The organism is Acidovorax sp. SUPP2825, assembly GCF_030158995.1.
GTDB lineage: Bacteria > Pseudomonadota > Gammaproteobacteria > Burkholderiales > Burkholderiaceae_C > Paracidovorax.
The window spans coordinates 154837-181602 of record NZ_BQXK01000011.1 but is presented as its reverse complement, the minus strand read 5'-3'; the positions used below and the strand labels follow the sequence as shown (position 1 = coordinate 181602).

Here is a 26766-nt window from a genome sequence, read left to right as displayed (position 1 = left end):
TCGCTCGGAGGCTGCGCATGAAATTCCGCTTTCCCATCGTCATCATCGACGAGGACTATCGTTCCGAGAACACGTCGGGCCTGGGCATCCGCGCGCTGGCGCAGGCCATCGAGTCGGAGGGCTTCGAGGTGCTGGGTGTCACGAGCTACGGCGACCTGTCGCAGTTCGCGCAGCAGCAAAGCCGCGCGAGCGCGTTCATCCTGTCGATCGACGACGAGGAGTTCACCCTCGGCTCGGGCCTGGACCCCATCGTGCTGAGCCTGCGCACCTTCATCGCCGAGGTGCGCCGCAAGAACTCCGACGTGCCGATCTACGTGCACGGCGAGACCAAGACCAGCCGCCACCTGCCCAACGACATCCTGCGGGAACTGCACGGCTTCATCCACATGTTCGAGGACACGCCGGAGTTCGTGGCCCGCCACATCATCCGCGAAGCCAAGAGCTACCTGGAGAGCGTGCAGCCGCCGTTCTTCAAGGCGCTGCTGGACTATGCCGAAGACGGCTCGTACAGCTGGCACTGCCCCGGCCACTCCGGCGGCGTGGCGTTCCTCAAGAGCCCCGTGGGACAGATGTTCCACCAGTTCTTCGGCGAGAACATGCTGCGCGCCGACGTGTGCAATGCGGTCGAGGAACTGGGCCAGCTGCTGGACCACAACGGCGCCATCGGCGAGAGCGAGCGCAATGCCGCGCGCATCTTCAATGCGGACCACTGCTTCTTCGTGACCAACGGCACCAGCACGTCCAACAAGATGGTGTGGCACCACACGGTGGCGCCCGGCGATGTGGTGGTGGTGGACCGCAACTGCCACAAGTCCATCCTGCACAGCATCATCATGACGGGCGCCATTCCGGTGTTCATGAAGCCCACGCGCAACCACTTCGGCATCATCGGCCCGATCCCCCAGTCGGAGTTCGAGCCCGAGGCGATCCAGGCCAAGATCCGCGCCAATCCGCTGCTCAAGGGCGTGGATGCCAAGGCCGTGAAGCCGCGCGTTCTCACGCTCACGCAATCCACTTACGACGGTGTGCTCTACAACACCGAAACCATCAAGGGCATGCTCGACGGCTACGTGGACAACCTGCACTTCGACGAGGCCTGGCTGCCGCACGCGGCGTTCCACCCGTTCTACGGCAGCTACCACGCGATGGGCAAGAAGCGCGCGCGGCCCAAGCACTCGGTGGTGTATGCCACGCAGTCCATCCACAAGCTGCTGGCCGGCATCAGCCAGGCCAGCCACGTGCTGGTGCAGGACTCGCAGACGGTCAAGCTCGATCGGCCGCTGTTCAACGAGGCGTACCTGATGCACACCTCGACCTCGCCGCAGTACAGCATCATCGCCAGCTGCGACGTGGCCGCCGCGATGATGGAGCCGCCCGGCGGCACGGCGCTGGTGGAGGAAAGCCTCCTCGAAGCCCTGGACTTCCGCCGCGCGATGCGCAAGGTGGAAGAGGAGTTCGGCAAGGACGACTGGTGGTTCAAGGTGTGGGGTCCGGACAAGCTCGTGGACGAGGGCCTGGGCCGCGCCGAGGACTGGGTCATCCGCAGCGACGGCAAGGGCAAGAAGAACCACGCCAGCAAGTGGCACGGCTTCGGCCAGCTGGCCGACGGCTTCAACATGCTGGACCCGATCAAGTCCACCATCGTCACGCCGGGCCTGAACCTGGACGGCAAGTTCGACGAGAACGGCATTCCCGCATCCATCGTGACCAAGTACCTGGCCGAGCACGGCGTGGTGGTGGAGAAGACCGGGCTCTACAGCTTCTTCATCATGTTCACCATCGGCATCACCAAGGGCCGCTGGAACACGCTGCTCACGGCGCTGCAGCAGTTCAAGGACGACTACGAGAAGAACCAGCCGATGTGGCGCATCCTTCCGGAGTTCTGCCAGCAGCACAAGCGCTACGAGCGCATGGGCCTGCGCGATCTGTGCCAGCACGTGCACCAGCTCTATGCCAAGTACGACATCGCGCGCCTGACCACCGAGATGTACCTGTCGGACCTGACGCCGTCGATGAAGCCCAGCGACGCCTATGCGCACATCGCGCACCGCAAGACCGAGCGCGTGGAGATCGATGCGCTGGAAGGCCGCATCACGACCAGCCTGATCACGCCGTACCCGCCCGGCATTCCGCTGCTCATTCCGGGCGAGGTCTTCAACAAGAAGATCGTGGACTACCTCAAGTTCTCGCGCGAGTTCTCCAAGCTGTGCCCGGGCTTCGAGACCGACATCCACGGCCTGGTGGAGATCGAGGACGACAACGGCAACGTGCGCTACTACGCCGATTGCGTGGCTGCCGCGCCGCAGCCGCCGTCTGCGCGCAAGAGCCGCAAGAACGCGCCCGCCGCCGAGGACATCGTGCAGGTGGGCAGCGACGGACCGTTCGGCCGCAAGGTCTGATCGCTGCGCGAGGCCGTGGGCCTTGACCCCAAAAGCCCGGCGGTGCGAAAGCGCCTCCGGGCTTTTTGTATGGGAATGTCACGGGTCTGAATCCAGGCGGCGTCCTGCCCCGTATCAGTGTTCAGCCGCGCGAATCTTCGGGCGGCATTCCACCCACTGACCCAACGGAGATATCCATGACCTTTCGCCTGAATGCCCGCCTGACCGCCGCCAGCCTCACGCTCGCCCTGTCTGCCGCCGCGATGCCCGCCTTCGCGCAAGTGACCGTCGGTGGCGCGCCGATGTATCCGACCAAGGACATCATCGACAACGCGGTGAACTCCAAGGATCACACCACGCTGGTCGCGGCCGTGAAGGCCGCAGGCCTGGTGGACACGCTCAAGGGCCCCGGTCCGTTCACGGTGTTCGCGCCCACCAACGCCGCCTTCGCGGCACTGCCTGCCGGCACGGTGGACACGCTGCTGAAGCCCGAGAACAAGGCCACGCTGACCAAGGTCCTGACCTACCACGTGGTGGCGGGCAAGGTCGATGCGGCCGCGCTGTCCAAGATGATTGCCGACGGCAAGGGCTCGGCCAGTCTGAAGACCGTGGCCGGCGGCACGTTGACGGCCAAGGCCAGCGGTTCCTCGATTGCGCTGACGGATGAAAAGGGCGGCACGTCCAAGGTGACCATCGCCGACGTGTACCAGTCCAACGGCGTGATCCACGTCGTGGACAAGGTGCTGCTGCCCAAGTAAGCCGCGCCGGGCGGTCCGCATCGCTGGCACTCGATGGCCGCCAGCCGATGCGGGCCTTGCCCCAATGCATCCAGGAAAGCCGCAAGGGCACCCCGGAGGGGGGCCTTGCGGCTTTTTCCGTGGGAGCCCGGCCCCAGGCCTGCTAGGGTGCGGCGGCGTGCATGTCTTCGCGCACGCGAAGGAAGCTGGCGAAGCGCGGCAGGCCGCCCTCGTGCGTGCCGCGAAAGCGGTAGGTCACCCAGCTTCCCAGGGGCGGCGGATGCGCCCGGTCCGCATCGGTGAAGCCGGCGCCCAGCCGAAAGCGCTGGCCGCCGGGCATCTCCACCAGCAATGCGCCCATGCGGCCGCGGTGCCGGCCTTTGCCGGGCACGTAGCCCACGACCCGCGCCTCGGTGTCTTCATGGGTCTTGAGCTTGATGAGATCGTCGCTGCGGCCGGCTTGGTAGAGCGATGCCCCACGGTGCAGCATCAGCCCCTCGCCGCCATCGCGCACCGTGCGGTGCAGCAGGGCCTGCAACCGGGCATCGGTGGCGATGCGCTGCTGGGGCACGGCCTGCACCCAGGGATGGCCGATGCGCGCCACGGCGGTCTGCAATGCCGGCAGGCGCTCGTCGAACGGGCCGCCCTGCGCGGGCAGGTCGAACACCATGAACTGCAGGTGGCGCCAGGCCGCATCGTCGGGCCGCTGCTGCCGCACGGTGGACTGCGCCTGGGCGAAGCGGCCCCGGCCGGCCCAAAGCTCGCCATCCATCGGGATCGCGGGCCAGCCCTGCGTGAACCAGGCGGGCGCATTCACCCGCTCGCCACCGCGCGTGTGCAACTGGTGGCCGTCCCAGTAGCCGCGCACCCCGTCGTACTTTTCGCTCACCCAGTAGTCCGCCAGCGGTAGCCCGGCGCGGTAGACGTTGGCCAGCAGCAGGGGCGGCGGCGAGGCGGGCGATACCGGCGCTGGGGGTTGCGCCCAGGCCGGCAGCGCGCCGCAGACCAGCAGGACGGTGATGGCGATGCGGCGAAGCATGGGACTATTTTGCTATTATTTTAATAGCGGTATGCCCTAGAGGAATATGCGCTGGTGGCCGATTCGGCTTGAATCTCAGGACAGCTCGGCGCTTTCCCGGCTGATGCCGCCCGTCTGGCTGAAGCCGCCGTCCACGTACATGATCTCGGCCGTCACGCCGCTGGCCAGGTCCGACAGCAGGAAGGCGGCGGCATTGCCCACGTCTTCGATCGTCACGTTGCGGCGCAGGGGCGAGGCGCCGGCGACCACGCCCAGCAGCTTGCCGAAGTCCTTGATGCCGCTGGCCGCCAGGGTCTTGATGGGGCCGGCGCTGATGCCGTTGGCGCGCATGCCGCGCGGGCCCAGCGATTCGGCCAGGTAGCGCACGCTGGCCTCCAGGCTGGCCTTGGCCAGGCCCATGGTGTTGTAGTTGGGCACCGTGCGCAGCGCGCCCAGGTAGCTCAGGGTGACCACGGACGATTTTTCGTTGAGGTAGGGCAGGGCCGCCTTGGCCATGGCGGGAAAGCTGTAGGCGCTGATGTCGTGCGCGATGCGGAACGATTCGCGCGACAGCCCTTCGAGAAAATCGCCGGCGATCGCCTCGCGCGGCGCGAAGCCGATGCTGTGCACGAAGCCGTCGAACTTCGGCCAGGCCTGCGACAGGTCGGCGAACATGCGGTCGATCTGCTCGTCGCTGCCCACGTCGCAATCGAAGATGAGCTTGGAGTCGAACTCGGCGGCGAAGTCGGTGATGCGGTCCTTGAAGCGCTCGCCGACGTAACTGAAGGCAAGTTCTGCGCCTTGCGCGTGGCAGGCGCGGGCGATGCCGTAGGCGATCGAGCGGTTGGACAACACGCCGGTGATAAGCAGCTTCTTGCCGGTCAGAAAACCCATGTTTCTTCTCCTGTGGAATGCGGGGGATTGGGGGCGTGGCGGCGGCGCGTGCGCCGCTGATGGCCCACCGGGGCATGTGACATGCAACCCGTCGGGGCGCCGCCAGCGTAGTGCAGAATTGTCGCATGCGTCTTTGGCCGATCTTGTTGCTGTGGGGGAGTGCGATGCCCGTGTGGGCGGGACACGCCTATGCGCTGTGGGGCGAGCCCCGGATGCCTGCGGGCTTCGACCACTTCGGGTACGTCAACCCCGACGCGCCCAAGGGCGGCGAGCTGCGGCTGGTGAGCAACCTGCGCGTCTCCACCTTCGACAAATACAACCCGTTCACCATCAAGGGCAATTCGCCGGCCTACCTGTCGGACCTGATGTTCGATACGTTGCTCACCGGCTCGCTGGACGAGACCGCCACCGGCTACGGTCTGCTGGCGCAGGACGTGGAGGTGGCCGCCGATGGTCTCTCGGTGGTGTTCCGCCTGCGGCCCGAAGCGCGCTTTCACAACGGCAAGCCGGTGCTGGCGCAGGACGTGAAGTTCAGCTACGACACGCTGATGGGCCCCTACACCTCGCCGGCCTACAAGACGGCGCTGTTCGACGTGGCGGGCATCGACGTGATCGACGACCGCACGGTGCGCTACCGCTTCAAGCACCCCAACCGCGAGCTGCCGCTCACGGTGGGCGGGCTGCCGGTCTTCAGCCGCGACTGGGGCGTGGAGAACGGCAAGGCCAAGCGCTTCGATCAGGTGGTGATGGACATCCCGATCGGCAGCGGTCCTTACAAGATCGGTCCGGTGCGCTTCGGCAAGGACATCACCTACGTGCGTGACCCCGGCTACTGGGCGCGCGATCTCAACGTGCGCAAGGGCACCGCCAATTTCGACCGCATCCTGGTGAAGATCTACCGCGACAACACCGCGCGGCTAGAGGCGCTCAAGGCGGGCGAGTTCGACCTCATGCGCTTTTTCAGCGCTGGCGACTGGGCCCGCCGCGTCACGGGGCGCAAGTTCGATACCGGCGAGCTGGTCAAGGGCAACTTCGAGCACAAGCTGCCCTCGGGCTTCCAGAGCTACGTGCTCAACACGCGCCGGCCGCTGCTGCAGGATGCCCGCGTGCGCGAGGCGCTGGGGCTGGCCTACGACTTCGAGTGGATGAGCCGCCAGCTCTTCTACGGCGCCTACCAGCGCATCAACGGCCTGTTCGGCAACACCCTGTGCGAGACCCGCGGCACACCCACGCCCGGGGAACTGGCGCTGATGGAGCCCTGGCGGCAGAGCCTTCCCGCCAGCGCTTTCGGACCCATGACCACGCCGCCGCGCACCGAGGGCGGCACCACGCTGCGCGACAACCTGCGCCGTGCCCAGGCCCTTTTGAGAGAGGCGGGCTGGGAGGTGAAGGACGGCGCGTTGCGCAACGCGCAGGGCCAGGCCATGGTGCTGGAGTACCTGGACAGCAGCGAGGGCGGCGTGCGGTCGCTGTCGTCGTGGATCCGCAACCTGCAAAAGCTCGGCATCACGCTGAACTTCCGGGCGGTGGATTTCGCGCTCTACCAGCAGCGCCTGAGCAAGTTCGACTTCGACATCACCACCATCGCGTACCAGGGCACCAACAACCCGGGGCAGGAACTGGCCGACATGTTCGGCTCGCAGGCGGCGGACACGGAAGACTCGGGCAATTTCCCCGGCGTGAAGAGCAAGGCCGTGGACGCGATGATCCGCAGCATCGTGTCGGCCAAGACGCTGGACGAGCTGCTGCCCGCCTGCCATGCTCTGGAGCGCGTCATCGCGCACGGGCACTACCTGATTCCCCAGTACACCGCGCCTTCGCACCGCATGGTCTACAACGCCTGGCGCCTGGAGCGGCCGGCCACGCTGCCGCCGTATTCCACGGGCGAGGCCTGGGCCATCGACACCTGGTGGGCGCGCATGCCGCCCCAGACGGCACCGGACCCCGCGCGGCGCTGATCCGTTCGACAACCAGCCCACCGCCCAGACCCGCCCACTTTCCGACCCACCACCGCCGCCATGTTCGCCTACATCCTCAAGCGCGTGCTGCTCATGCTGCCCACCCTGCTGGGCGTGCTGCTGCTGACCTTCGTGGTGATCCAGTTCGTACCGGGCGGCCCCGTCGAGCAGTACCTGGCCGAGTCCAAGGCCGGGATGGGACGCGGCGGCGGCGGGGCCGAAGGCGGCGGCCTGGCCTACCGGGGTGCGCAGGGCGTGGACCCGAAGCGGCTGGAGCAGATCAAGGCGCTCTACGGCTTCGACAAGCCGGCGCACGAGCGCTTCTTCCAGATGCTCGGGCAGTTCGCGCGCTTCGACCTGGGCCGCAGCTTCTTTCAGAACAAGGACGTGTGGCAGCTCGTGAAGGAAAAGCTGCCCGTGTCGATCAGCCTGGGCCTGTGGACCTTCTTCATCAGTTACCTCGTGGCCGTGCCGCTCGGCGTGGCCAAGGCGGTGCGAGCGGGCTCGCGCTTCGACTTCGTCACCACGCTCATCGTGCTGGTGGGCTACGCCATCCCGGGCTTCGTGCTGGGCGTGGCGCTGCTGGTGATCTTCGGCGGGCAGCTGCAGTGGTTCCCGCTGCGGGGACTCACCTCGGCGAACTGGGACGAGATGAGCTGGGGCGCTCGCATCGTGGACTACCTGTGGCACATCACGCTGCCGGTCACGGCCATGGTGCTGGGCAGCTTCGCGGTAACGGCCATGCTGACCAAGAACGCCTTCCTCGAAGAGATCCGCAAGCAATACGTGCTCACGGCCCGCGCCAAGGGGCTGTCGGAGCGGCAGGTGCTGTGGAAGCACGTGTTCCGCAATGCCCTCATTCCCATCATCACGGGCTTTCCGGCGGCGTTCATCGGCGCCTTCTTCGCCGGCTCGTTGCTGATCGAGACGCTGTTCTCGCTCGACGGCCTGGGCCTGCTGAGCTACGAAAGCGTAATCCGGCGCGACTACCCCGTGGTGCTGGGCACGCTGTATCTCTTCACGCTGATCGGACTGGTGACCAAGCTGGTGAGCGATCTTTGCTACGTATGGGTGGACCCGCGTGTCAAGTTTGACTAACCCCCCCGAGCCGGCCGGTGGCCGTCCCCTGAGCGGCGCGGCGCCCGTGGCCCCGTCGCTCTCGCCTGGCCGCCGTGCGTGGCGCCGCTTCAAGCGCAATCGGCTGGGCTACTGGAGCCTGATCCTGTTCAGCGCGCTGGTGGCCCTGAGCCTGGTGGCGGAACTGATCAGCAACGACCGCCCCCTGATCGTGCGCTACGAAGGGCAGACCTACCTGCCCATGCTGCACGACTACCCCGAGAAGACCTTCGGCGGCGATTTCGACACCCCCACCGACTACCTGGACCCGTTCATCCGCGAGCGGCTGAAGCAAGGCAGCAATTGGGCGCTGTACACGCTGAACCCCTACGGTCCGGACACGCTGAACTATTTCGCGAAGTCGGCCAACCCGTCCGGCCCCACGGCGCAGAACTGGCTGGGCACGGACGACCGGGGCCGCGACCTGCTCGCGCAACTGATCTACGGCTTTCGCGTGAGCGTGCTGTTCGGCATCGCGCTCACGGTGGTGGGCGTGCTGCTGGGCGTCATCACCGGGGCGATCCAGGGGTTTTTCGGCGGCAAGACCGACCTGGCGTTCCAGCGCTTCATCGAGATCTGGGGTTCGATGCCCGAGCTGTACCTGCTCATCATCTTCAGCGCCGTGTTCGCCCCCAGCGTGGGGCTGCTGCTGGTGCTGCTGTCATTGTTCGGCTGGATGGGCCTGTCGGACTACGTGCGCGCGGAGTTCCTGCGCAACCGGCAGCTCGACTACGTGAAGGCCGCCCGCGCGCTGGGCGTGCCCAACGGGCAGATCATCTGGCGCCACATCCTGCCCAACAGCATGACGCCGGTGGTGACCTTTCTGCCGTTTCGCATGAGCGCGGCCATTCTGGCGCTCGCCTCGCTGGACTTCCTGGGCCTGGGCGTGCCGCCCGGCACGCCGTCGCTGGGCGAGCTGCTCAACCAGGGTAAGAACAACATCGACGCCTGGTGGATTTCGCTGTTCACATTCGCGGCGCTGGTGGTCACGCTGCTGCTGCTCACCTTCATGGGCGACGCGCTGCGCGATGCGCTCGATCCCCGCAAGGCAGACCATTCATGAGCGACGCACGCATGCGCGGCACCGCGCCGATTCCAGACTCTGCTGCTTCATCGTCTTCGGCCGGCACTTCGCCTGCCGCCTCGTCGGCGCCGCTGCTGCAAGTGCAGGACCTGCACGTGCGCTTCGGCGACAAAGAGGTGGTGCGCGGGGTCGGCTTCGACATCGCGGCGGGCGAGAAGCTCGCGCTGGTGGGCGAATCGGGCTCGGGCAAGACCATCACCGCGCTGTCGATCCTGCGGCTGGCGGGCGATGCACACATCACCGGCCGGGCGCTGATGGACGGGCAGGACCTGCTGGCCTTGTCCGAGCGCGAGATGCGCGGTGTGCGCGGCGGCGACATCGCCATGGTGTTCCAGGAGCCCATGACGGCGCTCAACCCGCTCATGGCGGTGGGGGACCAGGTGGCCGAGGTGCTGCAGCTCAAACAGGCGCTCTCGCGTGCCCAGGCCCGCCAGGCGGCCGTCGAACTGCTGGCCAGCACCGGCATTCCCGAACCCGCCCGGCGTGCGGACGCGTTTCCGCACCAGCTGTCGGGCGGGCAGCGCCAGCGCGCGATGATCGCCATGGCCCTGGCCAGCCGCCCGCGCCTGCTGCTGGCCGACGAGCCCACCACCGCGCTGGACGTGACGCTGCGCGGCCAGATCCTCGACCTGCTGTCCGACCTGCAGCGCCAGACCGGCATGGCCGTGCTGCTCATCACCCACGACCTGCACCTGGTGCGCAAGTTCGCGGACCGCGTGGCGGTCATGGAGCACGGCGTGCTGGTGGAGGCCGGCGCGGTGTCGGACGTGTTCCGCGCGCCGCAGCATGCGTACACGCAGCGGCTCATCGGCAGCGTGCCACGACGCGACGTGCTGGAGCCGGAGCCCTCGGCCACGGCGGTGCCCGCGGCGCAGGCGCACGCGCTGCGCGTGGCCTATGCCACGCCGCTGCCCGGCATCCGCGGCTGGTTCCGCCGCGGGGAGTTCGTGGCGGTGAAGGGGGCCGACTTTTCCATCGCGCCAGCCCGCACGCTCGGCGTGGTGGGCGAATCGGGTTCGGGCAAGTCCACGCTGGCGCAGGCGCTGCTGGGGCTGCTTCCGTACCAGGGCGACCTGCGGATCGCAGGGCAGGGCTGGCAGCTGCCGGCCCAGCGCAATACCCCGGCCAATCAGGCCTTGCGCCGGCAGGTGCAGGTGGTGTTCCAGGACCCGTTTTCGTCGCTGTCGCCGCGCCTGACGGTCGAGGAGATCGTGGGCGAGGGCCTGCGGGTGCACGAGCCCGGACTGCCGCCCGCCGACCGCCGCGCGCGCGTGGAGTCGGCGCTGGAGGACGTGGGACTGACCGACGCGCAGTTCCCGGGTCTGCTGGCGCGCTATCCGCACGAGTTTTCCGGAGGGCAGCGCCAGCGGCTGGCGATTGCCCGTGCGCTCATCCTGCGCCCCCGGCTGCTGGTGCTGGACGAGCCCACCAGCGCGCTCGACGTCACCATCCAGCAGCAGGTGCTGGCGTTGCTGCAGCGCCTGCAGAAGGAGCGCTCGCTGAGTTACCTGCTTATCACGCACGACGTGGCCGTCATCCGTGCGATGGCGCACGACGTGATCGTGATGAAGGACGGCGAGGTGCTGGAGTCGGGCCCGGTGCAGACGGTGCTGGATGCACCCCGGCATCCCTATACCCAGCGGCTGGTGTCCGCGGCCGGGCTGGAGGGGGTGGATTGAGCCGGATTGGGGGTGTTTTCGGCCCCATGCCGGGGTATTGATTGTCTTGATTGCTATCAATTAAATAGCAAATCGCAGGCATGAGGCGTTGGGTCGCGCCGCGCGTTCGTGCGGTCTGTCTGGGCGCCGTGTGCGGCGATCAGGCGAAGGTATCGACCTGCGTGCCCAGCGTCGTGGAGGCGGCGGGCGGGGTCTTCTTCTGGTCGGCCGACTGCTGCTGCTCCATGGCCTTTTCCATGGCCTTTTGCTGCTGCTCCTGCTGCTGGGCCTGCTGGATGGCTGCGATCTGCTGCTGCACGAGCTGGATCTGGTTCTGCAGCGCCTGCAGCTTCTGCTGCTTGGCTTTGGCGTCGTTGGGGTCGGACGCCTGGCTGGCTTCTGCCGACGCCTGCTTGAGATCGGCCGTGAGGTCCTTGAGCTGCTTTTGAAGCGCCGCGATGTCGCCGCTCGATTGGCCCGAAGAGCGGCCCCCCGAAACGCTGGTGGAGGTGCTGGAGGCGGAGGAGATGGACAGGGACATGAAGGAGTATCGGCCGGTCGGGGACGAAACTGTAGGCCTTGCCGGCGTTTATTCCGTCATTTCCTGTCCGCCGGCACGATGGTGGGCTCCTGGTCGGGCCCGGCATACAGCCGAAAATGCCCCCGCCCCGCGCGCTTGGCCGCATACATCGCCATGTCCGCGCTGCGCGACAGCTCCTCGAAATTGCGGCCATGCTGCGGAAACAGCGCGATGCCGCCGCTCAGGCCGATCTGCCGAACTTCGCCCTGCAGATCGAACGGCGGTTCGCACGCGGCCATGATCTTTTGCGATACCAGACAGGCCTGGTCGGCGTTGTCCAGCTTGGGCAGCAGCACGACGAACTCGTCGCCCCCCTGGCGGCACACCGTGTCGGAATGCCGCACGGCGCCCTTGAAGCGGCGGGCGACCTGCACCAGCAGCAGGTCGCCGGCATCGTGGCCGAGCGTGTCGTTCACCTGCTTGAACCCGTCCAGGTCGATGTACATCAGCGCCAGGCTGCGGTCGTCCCGCAGGGCGTGCGCGATGGCCTGCTGGGCGCGGTCCTGCAGCAGCACGCGGTTGGGCAGGTCGGTCAGCACGTCGTACTGTGCAAGGTGGGCCATGCGGCGCGACATCTCCATGGCCTCGGTCACGTCGCGCAGCACCATCACCGTACCGGTGACGTGCCCGTGCCGGTCGGTGATGGGGCTGACCGATTTCTCGATGTCGATGCGCCGTCCGTCGCGGCACTGGAGCACCACGCCGCGTTTCGAGGGCTGGGCCCGGCCTTCGGCCAGCGCCTTGCGGGTGGGGCTCAAGCCGCTGTCGCTGCCGGCCTCCTGCAGCGGCACGACGTCGTCGATGTCCGATCCGGCGGCATGAAAAGCCTGCCAGCCGGTCATCTTTTCGGCCACCGGGTTGATGTAGGTGACGCAGCCCTCGGCATCGGTGCAGATGACCGCATCGCCGATGGACTGCAGCGTCAGTCGGATCAGCTCCTTTTCCTCGAACAGCAGGTCTTCCATGCGCTTGCGGTCGGTCAGGTCGTCGATCTGCACGAAGATGCCCTGCACCTCGTCGCCTTCCTTGTCCGGGATGTACGACACCAGCGTGTGGCGCACCTCGCCGGAGGGCAGCGGCATCGTCCGCTCGAAGACCTGCTTGTGGCCCTTGAGCGCCTGCCGGATGTGCGTCAACGCGTGTTCGTAGGTTCCCCGGTCGAGCACGTCCAGCAGCTTCACGTTGGGCATGCGGTCGCGCGAGACGCCCAGCCAGTCCATGTACGCCTGGTTGGCGAAGCGGTTGTGCTGGTCCTTGTCCCAATAGCTCACCATCGAAGGCAGGTTGTCCAGGATGGTGCGCGTGTCGTGCTCGGCTTGCTTCAGCTGCGCCGCGATGGCCTGGCGGCGCTGCAACTCCCGCGCGAACAGGGCGGACAGGCCCAGGCAGGCGGCCATCAGCAGCACCGCGAAAGCGCCCAGCACCTTGGCGCTGGCGCGCCACTTGGCCAGGATGGTGTCCGCCGACTGCCCGACGCTCACCGCCAGCGGGTAGTTGCCGATGCGGCGGAAGGTGTGCAGCCGCTCGGTGCGGTCCTGCGGGTCCTGCGCCGTGTAGCTGCCGCTGTCGACCGTCTGCAGCCGCGTGAGCAGGCCGGCGTCGTCCATGGGCTGCCCGACATCCTTTTCGGCATAGGGAAAGCGCGCGACGGTGGTGCCGTCGCGGGTGCTCCACAGCTCGACCCGGCTCATCGGCCCGACATCGATGGAGGCGAACAGCTCCTTGAAATAATCGATTCGCACGGTGCCCACCACGACGCCACCGAAGCTGCCGTCGTCGCGGAAATACGCGCGGCTGATGGGCAGGCTGTACGAGCCCGACACCCGGCCCCGGATGGGGTTGCCGATGTACAGCCCCTCGCGCTGGCTGGTCTGGTGCACCTGGAAATAATCCCGGTCGGCCAGGTTGAGGTTCAGGCGCTCCAGGCTGGTGGATCGCATCACTACGTTGCCCTTGTCGTCCAACACCGCGACCGCACCCAGGCCGGGCGTGTGCAGGGAATGGTCGAACAGGAACGTGTTGCGCATCTGCGGGCTCAGGCTCGGCAGGCCGGGGTCCGACAGGCTCTTGGCCACCCCGACCAGCGAGTAGTCGAAGCCGTTCAGGGTGCGCTGGATGTTCTGCTCGATGGTGCGTGCCAGGCTGCTGTTGGTGTGCAGCGCGTACGACCAGGCGTCATCGCGGATCGTGAGGATCGCCCGCACGAAGAGCGCACCGATGCCTGCCGACAGCACGAGGGCCAGCAGGACGAGGCGACGGGGCGAAATCTGGGGCATGGCGCATGGCGGCCGGCACGGAGGCCGGCGGGTGCTGCGCTGTTACTTTATCGGGGAATCGGCGGGTTGCGAGAACAAGTCCCAGGTGGCGATGAAGAGCGCTGCGATCACCGGGCCGATCACGAAACCGGTCAGCCCGAACAGCGCCATGCCACCCAGGGTGGAGATGAGGACGATGTAGTCCGGCATCTTCGTGTCCTTGCCCACCAGCACCGGGCGCAGGGCGTTGTCCACCAGTCCGATCACGCAGACGCAAAAAGCCACCAGCACCGAGCCTTGCCAGATGGCGCCGGTCGCGAAGAAGTAGATGGCCACCGGGCCCCAGATCAGGCCGGCACCGATGGCCGGCAGCAGCGACAGGAAGGCCATCAGCACGCCCCAGAGGATGGGGCCCTGGATGCCCAGGATCCAGAAGATCCCCCCGCCCAGCGCACCCTGCACGGCGGCCACCACGATGTTGCCCTTGACGGTGGCGCGGATCACCGTGGTGAACTTGCTGGCCAGCTGGCGCTTGTGCTCTTCGTCGAGGGGCACCGCCTGGCGGATGCGGTTGACCAGCGAACTGCCGTCACGCACCAGGAAGAACAGCAGGTACAGCATGATGCCGAAGCTCACGATGAACTGCAGCGTGTTCTGGCCCACGTCCAGCGCCTTGGTGGCCAGGAACTGGCCGGCCTGCACGGACACGGACGAGAGCTTGGCCTCCACCTCGGCAGCCGACGTCAGGTTGAAGCGGTCCAGCAAGCCCAGCAGCCAGGAGGGCAGGGCACTCAGCACCTGCTGCACGTAGGCGCCGAAGTTGAGCTGCCCCGATTTCATGCGTTCGTAGATGAGCCCGGCCTCCTGGACCAGCGAAATGCTGATGAAGGTCATGGGCAGGATCACGATCACCAGGCACAGTCCCAGGGTGCACAGGGCCGCCAGGTTGCGCCGCCCGCGCATGCGCCGCAGCAGGCGCCGGTGCAGCGGCGTGAACAGGATTGCCAGGATGACGCCCCAGAAAACCGCTCCGTGGAACGGCCACAGGATGGCGAAGAACGCGACAGTGACCGCGATGAGCAGAAGCAACAGCGTGCGGCTCTGAAGGGTGGGTGAGTTCATAGAGGCGGGGTACGGATAATGACGAAATGTAAGCGACCGCAGTGACACGGCGGCGAAGGAACACGCGCTTACGCCGTGTAGGGCTCGCTCCTGGGCGTTCGGTGGCACAATGGCGCCCGCACCCCCGGCCCTTCCCCAGCCACAGTCGCATCCGCCAATCGGTTCAGCCGTGTCGCGGAAGGTTTTACCCACCAGCTAATGCTTCCCTCAGGGAAGCGGAGGTCAGCGGAATATGAGCGATACGACATCCGTATACCAAGCCTACCAAGGCAACACCTATCTTTTCGGCGGCAATGCGCCCTATGTCGAAGAGATGTACGAGAACTATCTCGTCAACCCCGGCAGCGTGCCTGACACGTGGCGCGAATACTTCGATGCCCTGCAGCACGTGCCTGCCGTTGACGGATCGAACGCCAAGGACGTGCCCCACCTGCCCGTGGTCAATGCCTTCGCCGAGCGCGCCAAGCAAGGCGGCACGAAGGTCGTCGGTGCCACCGGCGCCGACTCCGAAATGGGCCGCAAGCGCACCGCTGTTCAGCAACTGATCTCGGCCTACCGCAATGTCGGCCAGCGCTGGGCCGATCTGGACCCCCTGAAGCGCACCGAGCGCCCTGAAATTCCTGAACTCGAAGCCTCCTTCTACGGCTTCAGCGACGCCGACCAGGAAACGGTGTTCAACACGAGCAACACCTTCTTCGGCAAGGAAGCCATGCCGCTGCGCGAGCTGACCAACGCGCTGCGCGAAACGTACTGCGGCTCGATCGGGGTCGAGTACATGTATGCCACCGACCAGAACCAGAAGCGCTGGTGGCAGGAAAAGCTCGAGACCATCCGCAGCAAGCCCAGCTTCGGTCCCGACAAGAAAAAGCACATCCTGGACCGCCTCACGGCCGCCGAAGGCCTGGAGCGTTTCCTGCACACGAAGTACGTCGGCCAAAAGCGCTTCTCGCTCGAAGGCGGCGAAAGCTTCATCGCCGCCATGGATGAACTCATCCAGGCCGCCGGCACCAAGGGCGTTCAGGAAATCGTGATCGGCATGGCCCACCGCGGCCGCCTGAACGTGCTGGTGAACACGCTGGGCAAGATGCCCAAGGACCTGTTCGCCGAGTTCGACCACACCGCTCCGGAAGACCTGCCGGCAGGCGACGTGAAGTACCACCAGGGCTTCAGCTCCGACGTCAGCACCCCTGGCGGCCCGGTGCACCTGTCGCTGGCCTTCAACCCGTCGCACCTGGAAATCGTGAACCCCGTCGTGGAAGGTTCGGTGCGCGCCCGCATGGACCGCCGCGCCGACCCGCATGGCAAGCAGGTGCTGCCCGTGCTGGTGCACGGCGACGCGGCCTTCGCCGGCCAGGGCGTCATCCAGGAAACGCTGGCGCTGGCCCAGACCCGTGGCTATTCCACGGGCGGCACGGTGCACATCGTCATCAACAACCAGATCGGCTTCACCACCTCCGATCCGCGCGACAGCCGCTCCACGCTGTATTGCACGGACGTGGTCAAGATGATCGAGTCGCCCGTGCTGCACGTGAACGGCGACGATCCCGAAGCGGTCGTGTTCGCCACGCAGCTCGCCCTCGAATTCCGCATGGAGTTCCAGAAGGACGTGGTGGTGGACATCATCTGTTTCCGAAAGCTGGGCCACAACGAGCAGGACACGCCCGCGCTCACCCAGCCGCTGATGTACAAGAAGATCGGCGCGCACCCCGGCACCCGCAAGCTGTACGCCGACAAGCTGGCCACGCAGGGCCTGGGCGAGACCCTGGGCGACGACATGTCCAAGGCCTATCGCGCCGCCATGGATGCGGGCAAGCACACGGTCGATCCGGTGCTGACCAACTTCAAGAGCAAGTACGCGGTGGACTGGAGCCCCTTCCTGGGCAAGAAGTGGACCGATGCCGGCGACACCGCCATCCCGCTGGCCGAGTGGAAGCGCCTGTCCGAAAAGATCACCACCATTCCTGAAGGCGTGACGCCGCACCAACTGGTCAAGAAGGTGTACGACGACCGCGCCGCCATGGGCCGTGGCGACATTCCGGTGGACTGGGGCATGGGCGAGCACATGGCCTTCGCCTCGCTGGTGGCCAGCGGCTTCCCCGTGCGCCTGTCCGGCGAGGACTGCGGCCGCGGCACGTTCACGCACCGCCACTCGGTCATCCATGACCAAAAGCGCGAGAAGTGGGACACGGGCACCTATGTGCCGCTGCAGAACGTGAGCGAGAACCAGGCACCGTTCGTCGTGATCGACTCCATCCTGTCCGAAGAGGCGGTGCTGGGCTTCGAATACGGCTATGCCTCCAACGACCCCAACACGCTCGTGATCTGGGAGGCGCAATTCGGCGACTTCGCCAACGGTGCGCAGGTCGTGATCGACCAGTTCATCGCCTCCGGCGAAGTGAAGTGGGGCCGCGTGAACGGCATCACGCTGATGCTGCCGCACGGCTACGAAGGCCAGGGCCCCGAGCACAGTTCGGCCCGCCTGGAGCGCTTCATGCAGCTGTCGGCCGACGCCAACATGCAGGTGGTTCAGCCCACCACCGCCAGCCAGATCTTCCACGTGCTGCGCCGCCAGATGGTCCGCCACCTGCGCAAGCCGCTGATCATCATGACGCCGAAGTCGCTGCTGCGTAACAAGGATGCGACCTCGCCGCTGTCCGAGTTCACCAAGGGCAGCTTCCAGACGGTGATCCCGGAGCAGAACGAAGCCATCGAGAAGAAGGCCGAAAAGGTCAAGCGCGTGATCGCCTGCTCGGGCAAGGTGTACTACGACCTGGTCAAGAAGCGCGAAGAAAAGGAAGCCGACGACGTCGTCATCCTGCGCGTGGAACAGCTCTATCCTTTCCCGCACAAGGCCTTCGCCGCTGAGCTGAAGAAATACCCGAACGCCACCGACATCGTGTGGTGCCAGGACGAGCCGCAGAACCAGGGCGCCTGGTTCTTCGTGCAGCACTACATCCACGAGAACATGCTCGAAGGCCAGAAGCTGGGTTACTCCGGCCGTGCCGCCTCGGCATCGCCCGCGGTGGGCTATTCGCACCTGCACCAGGAGCAGCAAAAGGCCCTGGTGGACGGCGCGTTCGCCAAGCTCAAGGGGTTTGTCCTGACCAAGTAAGGCCGGAAACCCGAACACACAAAAAGCAGAAACAAACCCCGAAAGAATTCCCATGGCTATCGTTGAAGTCAAAGTCCCCCAACTGTCCGAATCCGTGGCGGAAGCCACGATGCTCACGTGGAAGAAGAAGGCCGGCGAGGTTGTCGCCGTCGATGAAATCCTGATCGAAATCGAGACCGACAAGGTCGTGCTCGAAGTGCCCGCTCCCTCGGCCGGCGTGCTGGCGGAAATCGTGCAAGGCGACGGCGCCACCGTGGTGGCCGACCAGCTCATCGCCAAGATCGACACCGAAGGCAAGGCCGGCGCAGCCGCCGCTCCTGCCGCGGCAGCCCCTGCCGCCGCCGCGCCCGCAGCTGCGGCGCCCGCACCAGCCGCTGCAGCCCCCGCTGCCGCGGGCGGCTCCAAGGGCGACGTGGCCATGCCCGCCGCCGCCAAGCTGCTGGCCGACAACAACCTGTCCGTTTCGGCCGTGGCCGGCACGGGCAAGGATGGCCGCGTGACCAAGGGCGACGTGCTGGGTGCCGTGGCATCGGGCACGGGCAAGGCCGCTGCGGCCGCACCGAGCGCGATCCCCACGGGCGTGCCTACCAAGGCGCTGCCGCAGGTGGCTGCGCCCACCGCCAAGGAAGACCTGAGCGGCCGCCCCGAGCAGCGCGTGCCCATGAGCCGCCTGCGCGCCCGCGTGGCCGAGCGCCTGCTGCAGTCGCAATCGACCAACGCCATCCTGACCACGTTCAACGAAGTGAACATGGCCCCGGTGATGGACATGCGCAAGAAGTTCCAGGACGCCTTCACCAAGGAACACGGCGTGAAGATCGGCTTCATGAGCTTCTTCGTGAAGGCGGCCGTGCATGCCCTGAAGAAGTACCCGGTGCTGAACGCCTCGGTCGACGGCAACGACATCGTCTACCACGGCTACTTCGACATCGGCATCGCCGTGGGCTCGCCCCGCGGCCTGGTGGTGCCCATCCTGCGCAATGCCGACCAGATGACGTTCGCCGACATCGAAAAGAAGATCGCCGAGTTCGGCCAGAAGGCCAAGGACGGCAAGCTGGGCATCGAAGAGATGACCGGCGGCACGTTCTCGATCTCCAATGGCGGCACGTTCGGCTCCATGCTGTCCACCCCCATCATCAACCCGCCGCAGTCGGCCATCCTGGGCGTGCACGCCACCAAGGACCGTGCCGTGGTGGAAAACGGCCAGATCGTCATCCGCCCGATGAACTACCTGGCCATGTCGTACGACCACCGCATCATCGACGGCCGTGAAGCCGTGCTGGGCCTGGTGGCCATGAAGGAAGCGCTGGAAGATCCTTCCCGCCTGCTGTTCGACATCTGATCCCCCTGGATGGACCCGCCCGCGTGGCCCGGCCGTTGGCCGCGCCCGCCGGTGGGTCTTTCTTCAACTGATTGAGTGAGATTGACATGAGCAAACAATTCGACGTGATCGTGATCGGCGGCGGCCCCGGCGGCTATATCGCTGCCATCCGTGCCGCGCAACTGGGCTTCAACGTGGCCTGCATCGACGAGTGGAAGAACGGCAAGGGCGGCCCTGCACCGGGCGGCACCTGCACCAACGTGGGCTGCATCCCCTCCAAGGCGCTGCTGCAGTCGTCCGAGCATTTCGACCAGGCCAACCACCACTTCGCCGACCATGGCATCGAGGTCAAGGACGTGCGCATGGACGTGGCCAAGATGATCGCCCGCAAGGACAGCGTGGTGAAGCAGAACAACGACGGCATCCTGTACCTGTTCAAGAAGAACAAGATCACGTTCTTCCACGGCCGTGGCTCGTTCGTGAAGGCCGCCGACGGTGGCTATGAAATCCGCGTGGCCGGCGCTGCCGAAGAGTCCATCACGGGCAAGCAGATCATCCTGGCCACGGGCTCCAACGCCCGCGCGCTGCCCGGCGTGCCGTTCGACGAAGAGCACATCCTCTCCAATGACGGTGCCCTGCGCATCGGCGAGACGCCCGAGAAGCTGGGCCTGATCGGCGCCGGCGTGATCGGCCTGGAAATGGGTTCGGTCTGGCGCCGCCTGGGCGCCGAGGTGACGGTGCTGGAAGGCCTGCCCACGTTCCTGGGCGCGGTGGACGAGCAGATCGCCAAGGAAGCCAAGAAGGCGTTCGACAAGCAGAACCTCAAGATCGAGCTGGGCGTGAAGATCGGCGAAATCAAGACCGGCAAGAAGAGCGTGAGCGTGGCCTACACCAACGCCAAGGGCGAAGCCCAGACGCTGGAAGTGGACAAGCTCATCGTGTCCATCGGCCGCGTGCCCAACACCATCGGTCTCAACGGCGAAGCCGTGGGCCTGCAGCTGGACGAGCGCGGCGCGATCGTGGTCGATGCCGATTGCAAGACCAACCTGCCGGGCGTTTGGGCAGTGGGCGACGTAGTGCGTGGCCCGATGCTGGCGCACAAGGCCGAGGAAGAGGGCGTGGCCGTCGCCGAGCGCATCGCGGGCCAGCATGGCCATGTGAACTTCAACACCATCCCCTGGGTGATCTACACCAATCCCGAGATCGCATGGGTGGGCCGTACCGAGCAGCAGCTCAAGGCGGACGGCGTGAAGTACAAGGCCGGCACGTTCCCGTTCCTGGCCAACGGCCGCGCCCGCGCGCTGGGCGACACGACCGGCATGGTCAAATTCCTGGCCGATGCGGCCACGGATGAGATCCTGGGCGTGCACATCGTCGGCCCCATGGCCAGCGAACTGATCGCCGAAGCCGTGGTCGCCATGGAGTTCAAGGCCAGCGCCGAAGACATCGCGCGCATTTGCCACGCCCATCCGAGCTTGAGCGAAGCCACCAAGGAAGCGGCCCTGGCCGTGGACAAGCGCACGCTGAACTTCTGATCCCGGGACTTTGGGTAAAAATGGCTGCCTGCGCTTGAAACACTAGCGCAGGCAGCTATCTTTTTTATAGCGTTTGGAGTGTGCGTGTGAATGTGAAGCAGGCGTATGAGGCGGAGCTGGCCAGCAAGGGCTATCAAAGCGATCCGGCCCAGCTGCGCGCCGTCGAGGCGTTGCAGCGGTGTGCCGACGATTGGGCGCTGTACAAGGAGCGCCGCTCCAACGCCTTGAAGAAGCTCATCAACCGGCCCGAGGTGCCGCGCGGCGTGTACATGTACGGCGGCGTGGGGCGGGGCAAGAGCTTTCTCATGGACTGCTTTTTCAACGCCGTGCCCATCCGCCGCAAGGTGCGTCTGCATTTCCACGAGTTCATGCGCGAAGTGCACCGCGAACTAGCGGGCCTGCAGGGCACCGTCAATCCGCTGGACGTGCTGGGCGAGCGCATCTCCAAGCGCTACAAGCTCATCTGCTTCGACGAGTTCCATGTGGCGGATATCACCGACGCGATGATCCTGCACCGCCTGCTGGCGGCGCTTTTCGACAACGGCGTGGGTTTCGTCACCACCTCCAATTTCGAACCCGACGGGCTGTACCCCGGCGGGCTGCACCGCGACCGCATCCTGCCGGCCATCGAGCTGCTGAACCAGCGGATGGAAGTGGTCAACGTGGACAACGGCACCGACTACCGCCGCCGCACGCTGGAGATGGTGCGGCTGTACCACACGCCGCTCGGGCCCCAGGCCGATGCGGAGATGTCCGAGGCGTTCGACCAGCTGGCCGAAGTGCGCGACGAAGACCCGGTGCTGCACATCGAGGCACGCGAGATCCGTGCGCGCCGCAAGGCCGGCGGCGTCGTCTGGTTCGATTTCAGCGTGCTGTGCGGCGGGCCCCGCTCGCAGAACGACTACCTGGAAATCGCCACGCAGTTCCACACCGTGCTGCTGTCGGATGTGCCCCACATGCCCGTGTCGATGGCGTCGCCGGCCCGGCGCTTCACGTGGCTGGTGGACGTGCTGTACGACCGGCGCGTCAAGCTCATCCTGTCCGCCGCCGTGCCGCCCGAAGCGCTGTACACCGAGGGCCCTCTGGCCCATGAATTTCCGCGCACCGTCTCCCGGCTCAATGAAATGCAGTCCAAGGAGTTCCTGGACCTGGAGCGGCGCGTGGTGGACACCGGACTGACGTAACCTCTTTTCTCACCATGCCATCCTTCCAACGCCTTTCCCTTGCCACCGCACTGGCGCTCGCCTCGACGCTGGCGGTGGCCCAGTCCCCGCTGGCTGCATCGCGCGCCGCTGCCGATGCCGCGCAGGCCGAGCGCCGCGCCGAGCGCGACCAGATCCAGCGCGACCGCCGCGCACTGGAGGCGCGGCGCATCAAGGAAGAGGCCGTCTGCTATCAGCGCTTTTCCGTCGAAGACTGCCTGATCGGCGTGCGGGCGCAGGTGCGGGACCAGGAAAGCGCCCTGCGGCAGCGCGAAGTGGCCTTGAACGACGCCGATCGCCGCGAAAAGGCGGCCTTGCGCGTGCAGTCGATCGAGCAAAAGCAGCAGGAGCAGCGCGAGAAGCTCGAAGCCGGCGAACGCCCGGCGCCCATGCAGGCCGCATCCCGCGCCCAGGCGCAAGCGCAGGGCCGTGCGGAGCGCGAGCACGACGCGCAGCAGCGCGCCGCACAGCAGCATTCGCGGGAGCAGTCGCACGACGCCGCCAAGGCCGAGCGCGCGGCGGCGCAACCCGGCCAGATTTCCGAGGCGCGCGCCCGCTACGAGGCCAAGCAAAAGGCCGCCCAGGAGCGGCGCGAAAAGCACGAGAAGGCGCGGGCCGATGCCGAAGCCCAGGGCCGCAAGCCGGCAGCGGCGCTGCCACCGCCCCCGCCGGTTCCATCGGCCAGCGCTGCCCCCTGAGGGCGGTGGCGAACCGCGTCTCGCACCAGGCACGTTGCCCCGCCATGGTGGGCCGGGCCCTTGGAGCGGGGGGGGGGCGCCGGGCGCTCGGCTCAGCGGACGAGCCGGGCCGGCTTCTTCTCTTCGGCCAGCGCCTCGATCTTCACGATGGCGAGCGAGAGGTTGTCTCCACCGCCACGGGCCCGTGACCGCGCTTTCTCAATGAGGAATTCCGTGGCTTCGCGCGGAGACAGCGAGTCCACCACCGAGGCCAGTTCCGTGGGCGAAAAATAGTGCCAGACACCGTCGCTGCACGCCAGGAGCACGTCGCCCGGCAGCAGTTGCGGAATCATGTGCTGGGCCACCGGCGGATCGCTCTCGGTGCCCAGGCAGCCCACCAGGATGTTGGAGTGCGGATGGGTGTTGGCCTCGGCCTCGGTGATTTCGCCGCGGTCGACCAGGGCCTGCACATACGAGTGGTCGCTGGTGCGATGGGCCAGCCGCGCGCCCTGGAAGTGGTAGATGCGCGAATCGCCGGCATGCGCCCAGTGGCAGTCGCCCCGGGGATTGATGATGAAGGCCGCCACCGTGCTGTGGGGCTCCTGCTCGGCCGAGATGGCGGTGAGGCGGATCACGATGTGCGCTTCTTCCACCATGTGCTTGAGCATCGTCGCGGTGTCGTCGGTGTCCGGCGAGTACCGCTCGAACCATTGCCGGGCCGTGAGCATCACCTGGTCGGACGCCTTGCGCCCCCCGCTGCGCCCCCCCATGCCGTCTGCCACGACCCCGAGCACGCAGCCGTTGTAGCGGGGGTGGGCGATCAACGCGACCTGGTCCTGCTGGTATTCACGATCGCCTTTGTGGATGCCGGTTGACGCAGTGAGGCGAAACGGTTTGGTCATGGCAGAAATGGTGGAAGGCGCGGGCCGGCCGAAGGGCCGGGCGAAGCACGTATTATCGGGCGCCCTTTGGCGGTTTTGCCATGCGACGCCTCTCCTTCCTTCTTTCCTTGCACCGCCTTTTTTCCTGTCCGTCTGCTCCCGGTCCCACCATGCGGTCCGGTGCGGGCGCCCGCGAACGCAGGCGGGGATGAACGGCATGGAACTGCCTCGCATCGAATCGCTCGTCCATGGCGTGCAGGCCGCGTTCGAAGAGGGCGGCGTGCTGTCGCTGGCCCAGGCGCATTTCTCTCCCCGCGCCGGCCAGACCGAGATGGCGCTGGCGGTGGCCGAAACCATCGAGCAGGGAGGCGCTCTGGTGGTGGAGGCGGGAACGGGCGTCGGAAAGACGTTTTCCTATCTGGTGCCGGCGCTGCTCAGCGGCGAGCGGGTGCTGGTGTCCACCGCCACCAAGGCGCTGCAGGACCAGCTGTTCGCACGCGACCTGCCCCGCCTCGTTCAGGCGCTGGCGTTGCCGGTGCGCACCGCGCTGCTCAAGGGGCGGGCCAGCTACCTTTGCCTGCACCGCATGGAGTTGGCGCGCCAGGACGACGCTGCGCACGATGCGGCCGTGGCGCGGGTGCTGGCCCGCGTGGAGACCTGGTCGCAGGGCACGGTGAGCGGCGACCTGGCCGAGCTGCTGGGGCTGGATGAGCGGTCCCCGGTGATTCCGCTGGTCACCTCCACCCGCGAGAACTGCCTGGGTTCGCCGTGCCCGCGCTTTCGTGCGTGCCATGTCCACCGCGCCCGGCGCGAGGCGCTGGCTGCCGATGTGGTGGTGATCAACCACCACCTCTTTTTTGCCGACCAGGCCGTTCGCGATTCCGGCATGGCCGAACTGCTGCCTTCCGTGCGCGTCGTCGTCTTCGACGAAGCGCACCAACTGAACGAAACCGGCGTGCAATTCATGGGCCGGCAAGCCTCCACCGCGCAGTTGCTGGACTTTTCGCGCGACGTGATGGCAGCGGGCTTGCAATTCGCCCGCGGGCTGGCCGATTGGCTGGGGGTGGCCGCCGCGCTGGACCGCGCCGGCCGCGACCTGCGCCTGGCCGCAGGCCGTGCCCCGGCGGGTTCGCGGTTGCGCTGGACCGGCGAGGTGCCCGACGGGGTGGATCCCGGCGCATGGCATGCGGCCATGCAGCAGGTGGTCGGCGCCTGCCGCACCGCCCTGGCGGCCCTGGACACCGTGAGCGAGATCGCCCCGGACTTCGTGCGCCTGCATGGCCGCGCGGTGCAGCTCATGGAGCGCATGGACGGCTTTTCCCAGCCTTGCGGCGCGGATGCGGTCCGATGGGTGGATGTGGCGGGCGCATTGCGGCTCGTGGAAGCGCCGCTCGACATCGCGGGCCCGATGCGGTCCCTGTGGCAGCTGCCTGCTGGCGAGCCCGAGGCCGAGGCATCGGCCTGGGACGAGCCGGAAGCGGCTGCGGTGCTGTCGCAGGGCAAGCCCCGTGCATGGATCTTCACCTCGGCGACCCTGGGGGACGATGCGAGCCTGCGCTGGTTCACCGAGCCTTGCGGTTTACAGGACGCGCGCATCCTGCGGGTGGAGAGCCCGTTCGACTATGCATCGCAGGCGGCCTTCCATGTGCCCCTGGAACTGCCCAAGCCATCCGACCCCGCCCACAGCGCGGCATTGGCATCCTGGGTGGGCGGCGCGGTGGTAGTGCTCGGCGGGCGCACCCTGGTGCTCACCACCACGCTCAAGGCCCTGCGGACCATCGGCGATGCGCTGCAGGCCCGGTTCGCCGCGGATTCCGGCATCGAGGTGCTGGTGCAGGGCCAGTGGCCCAAGCGGCGTTTGATGGAGCGGTTCCGCGAAGGCGCGTCCGAGGGGCGGGCAGGGTGCGTGCTGGTCGCGTCCGCCACGTTCTGGGAAGGGTTCGACGTGCCGGGCGAGGCCCTGCAACTGGTGGTGATCGACAAGCTGCCGTTTCCACCACCGGGCGATCCGTTGGTAGAGGCGCGCTCCCAGCGGCTGGAACAGGCCAAACGCAGTGCCTTCCGGTACTTTTCGCTGCCGGAGGCCGCGATCGCCCTCAAGCAGGGTGCGGGGCGGTTGATTCGCAGTGAGAGCGACCGGGGCGTGCTGGTGGTGGCCGACACCCGCCTGGTCGAGATGGGCTACGGCAAGCGCCTGCTGTCAGCCTTGCCACCCATGCGGCGCCTTCACACGGCGCAGGAATTCGATGCGGCGCTGCGCGCGCTCACCACACCTTCCACCACGGCTCCGACTTGGCCTTGAGGCCATCGCGGTTCAATTCGCTCTGCGGATAGGAACTCGCCATGACGCGCTGCGCATCGTCGCGCAACTGGGTCATGCCCAGCGCGTCGTAGGATTTCACCAGGATGTACAGGGCCTCTTCCAGCGCAGGCACTTCCTTGTAGTCGGCCAGGGCGATCTGGGCCCGGCTGATGGCCGCCACATAGGCGCCGCGCTCGTAGTAGTAGCGGGCCACGTGCACTTCGTACTGCGCCAGGGAATTGACGATGTAGGTCATGCGCTGGCGCGAGTCCTGGGCATAGCGCGATTCCGGGAACCGCGTGGTCAGCTCGCGGAAGGACTCGAACGAATCCTTGGCCGCCTTCTGGTCGCGCTCGGACAGGTCCTGCCGCGACAGCCAGGAGAACAGCCCCAGGTTGTCGTTGAAGTTGACGAGGCCCTTCAGGTACAGCGCGTAGTCGTAGGCGGGGCTGGCGGGGTGCAGCTTCATGAAGCGGTCCAGCGTGGCGATGGCCTGGGCTTTTTCGCCGGCCTTGTACTGGGCGTAGGCCTTTTCCAGTTGGGCCTGCTGTGCCAGCGGCGTGCCGGCCGCGCGGCCTTCGAGCTTCTCCAGCAGGGGCACGGCCTTGTCGTAGCCACCGCTGTTGAGTTCATCGCGGGCTTCGGAGTAGATGCGATTGGGGCTCCAGCCGGCGGTCTTGTCTTCGGGGGTGCTGGAGCAGCCCGCCATCAGGCCGGCGGCCAGCAGGGCGGACAACAGGGGCAGGGGAAAACGCGGCATGGAGGCAGCTTTCAGGCAAAAGAAGGGCATCGGTTCCCGCTTCCGATCAGGGGCCGGGACGGCCACAGGGGGCTGGCCGCGGCGATCGGGCAGGAGCCGGATTGTACCGGCGTGCCAGCCGGCGGCCTGAACGAAACGCTGGGGCTCTGGTGCGGGGCAGGGAAGCGGGCGTTCCTACA

19 protein-coding genes are annotated in these 26766 nt (G+C 66.9%); 12 read left to right on the top strand and 7 right to left on the bottom strand.

Annotation, left to right across the window (positions count from 1 at the left end; translation table 11 throughout):
* The first annotated feature begins 17 nt into the window (after nt 1-17).
* Together AVAK2825_RS15560 and AVAK2825_RS15555 are read left to right on the top strand one after the other, a co-directional pair.
* A complete protein-coding gene (locus AVAK2825_RS15560; RefSeq protein WP_272563822.1) occupies nt 18-2399 on the top strand; it encodes an arginine/lysine/ornithine decarboxylase in 2382 nt (793 codons plus the stop codon).
* Between the two features lie 176 nt (nt 2400-2575).
* Nucleotides 2576-3136 carry a fasciclin domain-containing protein gene (locus AVAK2825_RS15555; RefSeq protein ID WP_272563821.1) on the top strand — a complete coding sequence of 187 codons (561 nt, stop codon included), beginning with the start codon at nt 2576-2578 and terminating at the stop codon, nt 3134-3136.
* Nucleotides 3137-3278: 142 nt separating this feature from the next.
* On the opposite strand, the gene AVAK2825_RS15550 is transcribed toward AVAK2825_RS15555, so the two are convergent.
* The gene (locus AVAK2825_RS15550) at nt 3279-4154 is read right to left on the bottom strand and encodes a DNA ligase (RefSeq protein ID WP_272563820.1); all 876 of its coding nucleotides are present in this window, start codon (nt 4152-4154) and stop codon (nt 3279-3281) included.
* 75 nt (nt 4155-4229) lie between these two features.
* Nucleotides 4230-5027, bottom strand: a complete 798-nt coding sequence (fabI, locus tag AVAK2825_RS15545; protein ID WP_272563819.1) for an enoyl-ACP reductase FabI — start codon at nt 5025-5027, stop codon at nt 4230-4232.
* A gap of 125 nt (nt 5028-5152) precedes the next feature.
* Between fabI and AVAK2825_RS15540 the strand changes: the two genes are divergently transcribed.
* Genes AVAK2825_RS15540 through AVAK2825_RS15525 form a run of 4 tightly spaced genes read left to right on the top strand, consistent with a single transcriptional unit; the run spans nt 5153 to nt 10864 of the window.
* Nucleotides 5153-6985 (top strand): extracellular solute-binding protein, encoded by a 1833-nt coding sequence (locus AVAK2825_RS15540; protein ID WP_284400454.1) that lies wholly within the window; start codon nt 5153-5155, stop codon nt 6983-6985.
* Nucleotides 6986-7045: 60 nt separating this feature from the next.
* Nucleotides 7046-8083 carry a microcin C ABC transporter permease YejB gene (locus AVAK2825_RS15535; RefSeq protein ID WP_284400453.1) on the top strand — a complete coding sequence of 346 codons (1038 nt, stop codon included), beginning with the start codon at nt 7046-7048 and terminating at the stop codon, nt 8081-8083.
* A gap of 28 nt (nt 8084-8111) precedes the next feature.
* Complete coding sequence (locus AVAK2825_RS15530; RefSeq protein WP_502870550.1) at nt 8112-9164, top strand: ABC transporter permease; 1053 nt, start codon at nt 8112-8114, stop codon at nt 9162-9164.
* Nucleotides 9161-10864, top strand: a complete 1704-nt coding sequence (locus AVAK2825_RS15525) for an ABC transporter ATP-binding protein (protein WP_502870546.1) — start codon at nt 9161-9163, stop codon at nt 10862-10864. Before AVAK2825_RS15530 ends, AVAK2825_RS15525 begins: the two co-directional genes overlap by 4 nt.
* Nucleotides 10865-11003: 139 nt before the next feature.
* Here AVAK2825_RS15525 and AVAK2825_RS15520 read toward each other — a convergent pair whose 3' ends face one another.
* Genes AVAK2825_RS15520 through AVAK2825_RS15510 form a run of 3 tightly spaced genes read right to left on the bottom strand, consistent with a single transcriptional unit; the run spans nt 11004 to nt 14800 of the window.
* Nucleotides 11004-11384, bottom strand: coding sequence for a FlxA-like family protein (locus tag AVAK2825_RS15520; RefSeq protein ID WP_284400431.1), 381 nt, complete (start codon nt 11382-11384; stop codon nt 11004-11006).
* A 56-nt stretch (nt 11385-11440) separates the two neighbouring features.
* On the bottom strand, nt 11441-13699 hold the full coding sequence (locus AVAK2825_RS15515; RefSeq protein ID WP_284400429.1) for a diguanylate cyclase domain-containing protein: 2259 nt from the start codon (nt 13697-13699) through the stop codon (nt 11441-11443).
* A 42-nt stretch (nt 13700-13741) separates the two neighbouring features.
* Nucleotides 13742-14800, bottom strand: a complete 1059-nt coding sequence (locus AVAK2825_RS15510; protein WP_284400427.1) for an AI-2E family transporter — start codon at nt 14798-14800, stop codon at nt 13742-13744.
* A 232-nt stretch (nt 14801-15032) separates the two neighbouring features.
* On the opposite strand from AVAK2825_RS15510, the gene AVAK2825_RS15505 reads away from it, so the two are divergent.
* From AVAK2825_RS15505 to AVAK2825_RS15485, 5 genes are all read left to right on the top strand, one after another.
* Nucleotides 15033-17912 carry a 2-oxoglutarate dehydrogenase E1 component gene (locus tag AVAK2825_RS15505; RefSeq protein WP_284400425.1) on the top strand — a complete coding sequence of 960 codons (2880 nt, stop codon included), beginning with the start codon at nt 15033-15035 and terminating at the stop codon, nt 17910-17912.
* 52 nt (nt 17913-17964) lie between these two features.
* Entirely contained in the window at nt 17965-19251 is a 1287-nt protein-coding gene (gene odhB, locus AVAK2825_RS15500) for a 2-oxoglutarate dehydrogenase complex dihydrolipoyllysine-residue succinyltransferase (RefSeq protein WP_284400424.1), read from the top strand.
* Between the two features lie 86 nt (nt 19252-19337).
* Nucleotides 19338-20765 carry a dihydrolipoyl dehydrogenase gene (lpdA, locus tag AVAK2825_RS15495; RefSeq protein ID WP_284400423.1) on the top strand — a complete coding sequence of 476 codons (1428 nt, stop codon included), beginning with the start codon at nt 19338-19340 and terminating at the stop codon, nt 20763-20765.
* Nucleotides 20766-20851: 86 nt separating this feature from the next.
* A complete protein-coding gene (zapE, locus tag AVAK2825_RS15490) occupies nt 20852-21949 on the top strand; it encodes a cell division protein ZapE (protein ID WP_272563809.1) in 1098 nt (365 codons plus the stop codon).
* A 14-nt stretch (nt 21950-21963) separates the two neighbouring features.
* The gene (locus AVAK2825_RS15485) at nt 21964-22665 is read left to right on the top strand and encodes a hypothetical protein (protein ID WP_284400420.1); all 702 of its coding nucleotides are present in this window, start codon (nt 21964-21966) and stop codon (nt 22663-22665) included.
* Between the two features lie 92 nt (nt 22666-22757).
* On the opposite strand, the gene AVAK2825_RS15480 is transcribed toward AVAK2825_RS15485, so the two are convergent.
* Entirely contained in the window at nt 22758-23546 is a 789-nt protein-coding gene (locus AVAK2825_RS15480) for a PP2C family protein-serine/threonine phosphatase (RefSeq protein ID WP_272563807.1), read from the bottom strand.
* 196 nt (nt 23547-23742) lie between these two features.
* Between AVAK2825_RS15480 and yoaA the strand changes: the two genes are divergently transcribed.
* Entirely contained in the window at nt 23743-25827 is a 2085-nt protein-coding gene (yoaA, locus tag AVAK2825_RS15475; protein ID WP_284400418.1) for a DNA repair helicase YoaA, read from the top strand.
* Here yoaA and AVAK2825_RS15470 read toward each other — a convergent pair.
* Nucleotides 25790-26587, bottom strand: a complete 798-nt coding sequence (locus tag AVAK2825_RS15470) for an outer membrane protein assembly factor BamD (RefSeq protein WP_272563805.1) — start codon at nt 26585-26587, stop codon at nt 25790-25792. The two genes, yoaA and AVAK2825_RS15470, sit on opposite strands and share 38 nt — an antisense overlap.
* Between the last annotated feature and the right edge of the window lie 179 nt (nt 26588-26766).

Excerpts from the sequence above, each read along its gene's own strand:
- AVAK2825_RS15560 (WP_272563822.1), top strand. The coding sequence starts at position 18 with ATGAAATTCCGCTTTCCCATCGTCATCATCGACGAGGACTATCGTTCC.
- AVAK2825_RS15555 (WP_272563821.1), top strand. The coding sequence starts at position 2,576 with ATGACCTTTCGCCTGAATGCCCGCCTGACCGCCGCCAGCCTCACGCTC.
- AVAK2825_RS15550 (WP_272563820.1), bottom strand. The coding sequence starts at position 4,154 with ATGCTTCGCCGCATCGCCATCACCGTCCTGCTGGTCTGCGGCGCGCTG.
- fabI (WP_272563819.1), bottom strand. The coding sequence starts at position 5,027 with ATGGGTTTTCTGACCGGCAAGAAGCTGCTTATCACCGGCGTGTTGTCC.
- AVAK2825_RS15540 (WP_284400454.1), top strand. The coding sequence starts at position 5,153 with ATGCGTCTTTGGCCGATCTTGTTGCTGTGGGGGAGTGCGATGCCCGTG.
- AVAK2825_RS15535 (WP_284400453.1), top strand. The coding sequence starts at position 7,046 with ATGTTCGCCTACATCCTCAAGCGCGTGCTGCTCATGCTGCCCACCCTG.
- AVAK2825_RS15525 (WP_502870546.1), top strand. The coding sequence starts at position 9,161 with ATGAGCGACGCACGCATGCGCGGCACCGCGCCGATTCCAGACTCTGCT.
- AVAK2825_RS15520 (WP_284400431.1), bottom strand. The coding sequence starts at position 11,384 with ATGTCCCTGTCCATCTCCTCCGCCTCCAGCACCTCCACCAGCGTTTCG.
- AVAK2825_RS15515 (WP_284400429.1), bottom strand. The coding sequence starts at position 13,699 with ATGCCCCAGATTTCGCCCCGTCGCCTCGTCCTGCTGGCCCTCGTGCTG.
- AVAK2825_RS15510 (WP_284400427.1), bottom strand. The coding sequence starts at position 14,800 with ATGAACTCACCCACCCTTCAGAGCCGCACGCTGTTGCTTCTGCTCATC.
- AVAK2825_RS15505 (WP_284400425.1), top strand. The coding sequence starts at position 15,033 with ATGAGCGATACGACATCCGTATACCAAGCCTACCAAGGCAACACCTAT.
- odhB (WP_284400424.1), top strand. The coding sequence starts at position 17,965 with ATGGCTATCGTTGAAGTCAAAGTCCCCCAACTGTCCGAATCCGTGGCG.
- lpdA (WP_284400423.1), top strand. The coding sequence starts at position 19,338 with ATGAGCAAACAATTCGACGTGATCGTGATCGGCGGCGGCCCCGGCGGC.
- AVAK2825_RS15485 (WP_284400420.1), top strand. The coding sequence starts at position 21,964 with ATGCCATCCTTCCAACGCCTTTCCCTTGCCACCGCACTGGCGCTCGCC.
- AVAK2825_RS15480 (WP_272563807.1), bottom strand. The coding sequence starts at position 23,546 with ATGACCAAACCGTTTCGCCTCACTGCGTCAACCGGCATCCACAAAGGC.
- yoaA (WP_284400418.1), top strand. The coding sequence starts at position 23,743 with ATGGAACTGCCTCGCATCGAATCGCTCGTCCATGGCGTGCAGGCCGCG.
- AVAK2825_RS15470 (WP_272563805.1), bottom strand. The coding sequence starts at position 26,587 with ATGCCGCGTTTTCCCCTGCCCCTGTTGTCCGCCCTGCTGGCCGCCGGC.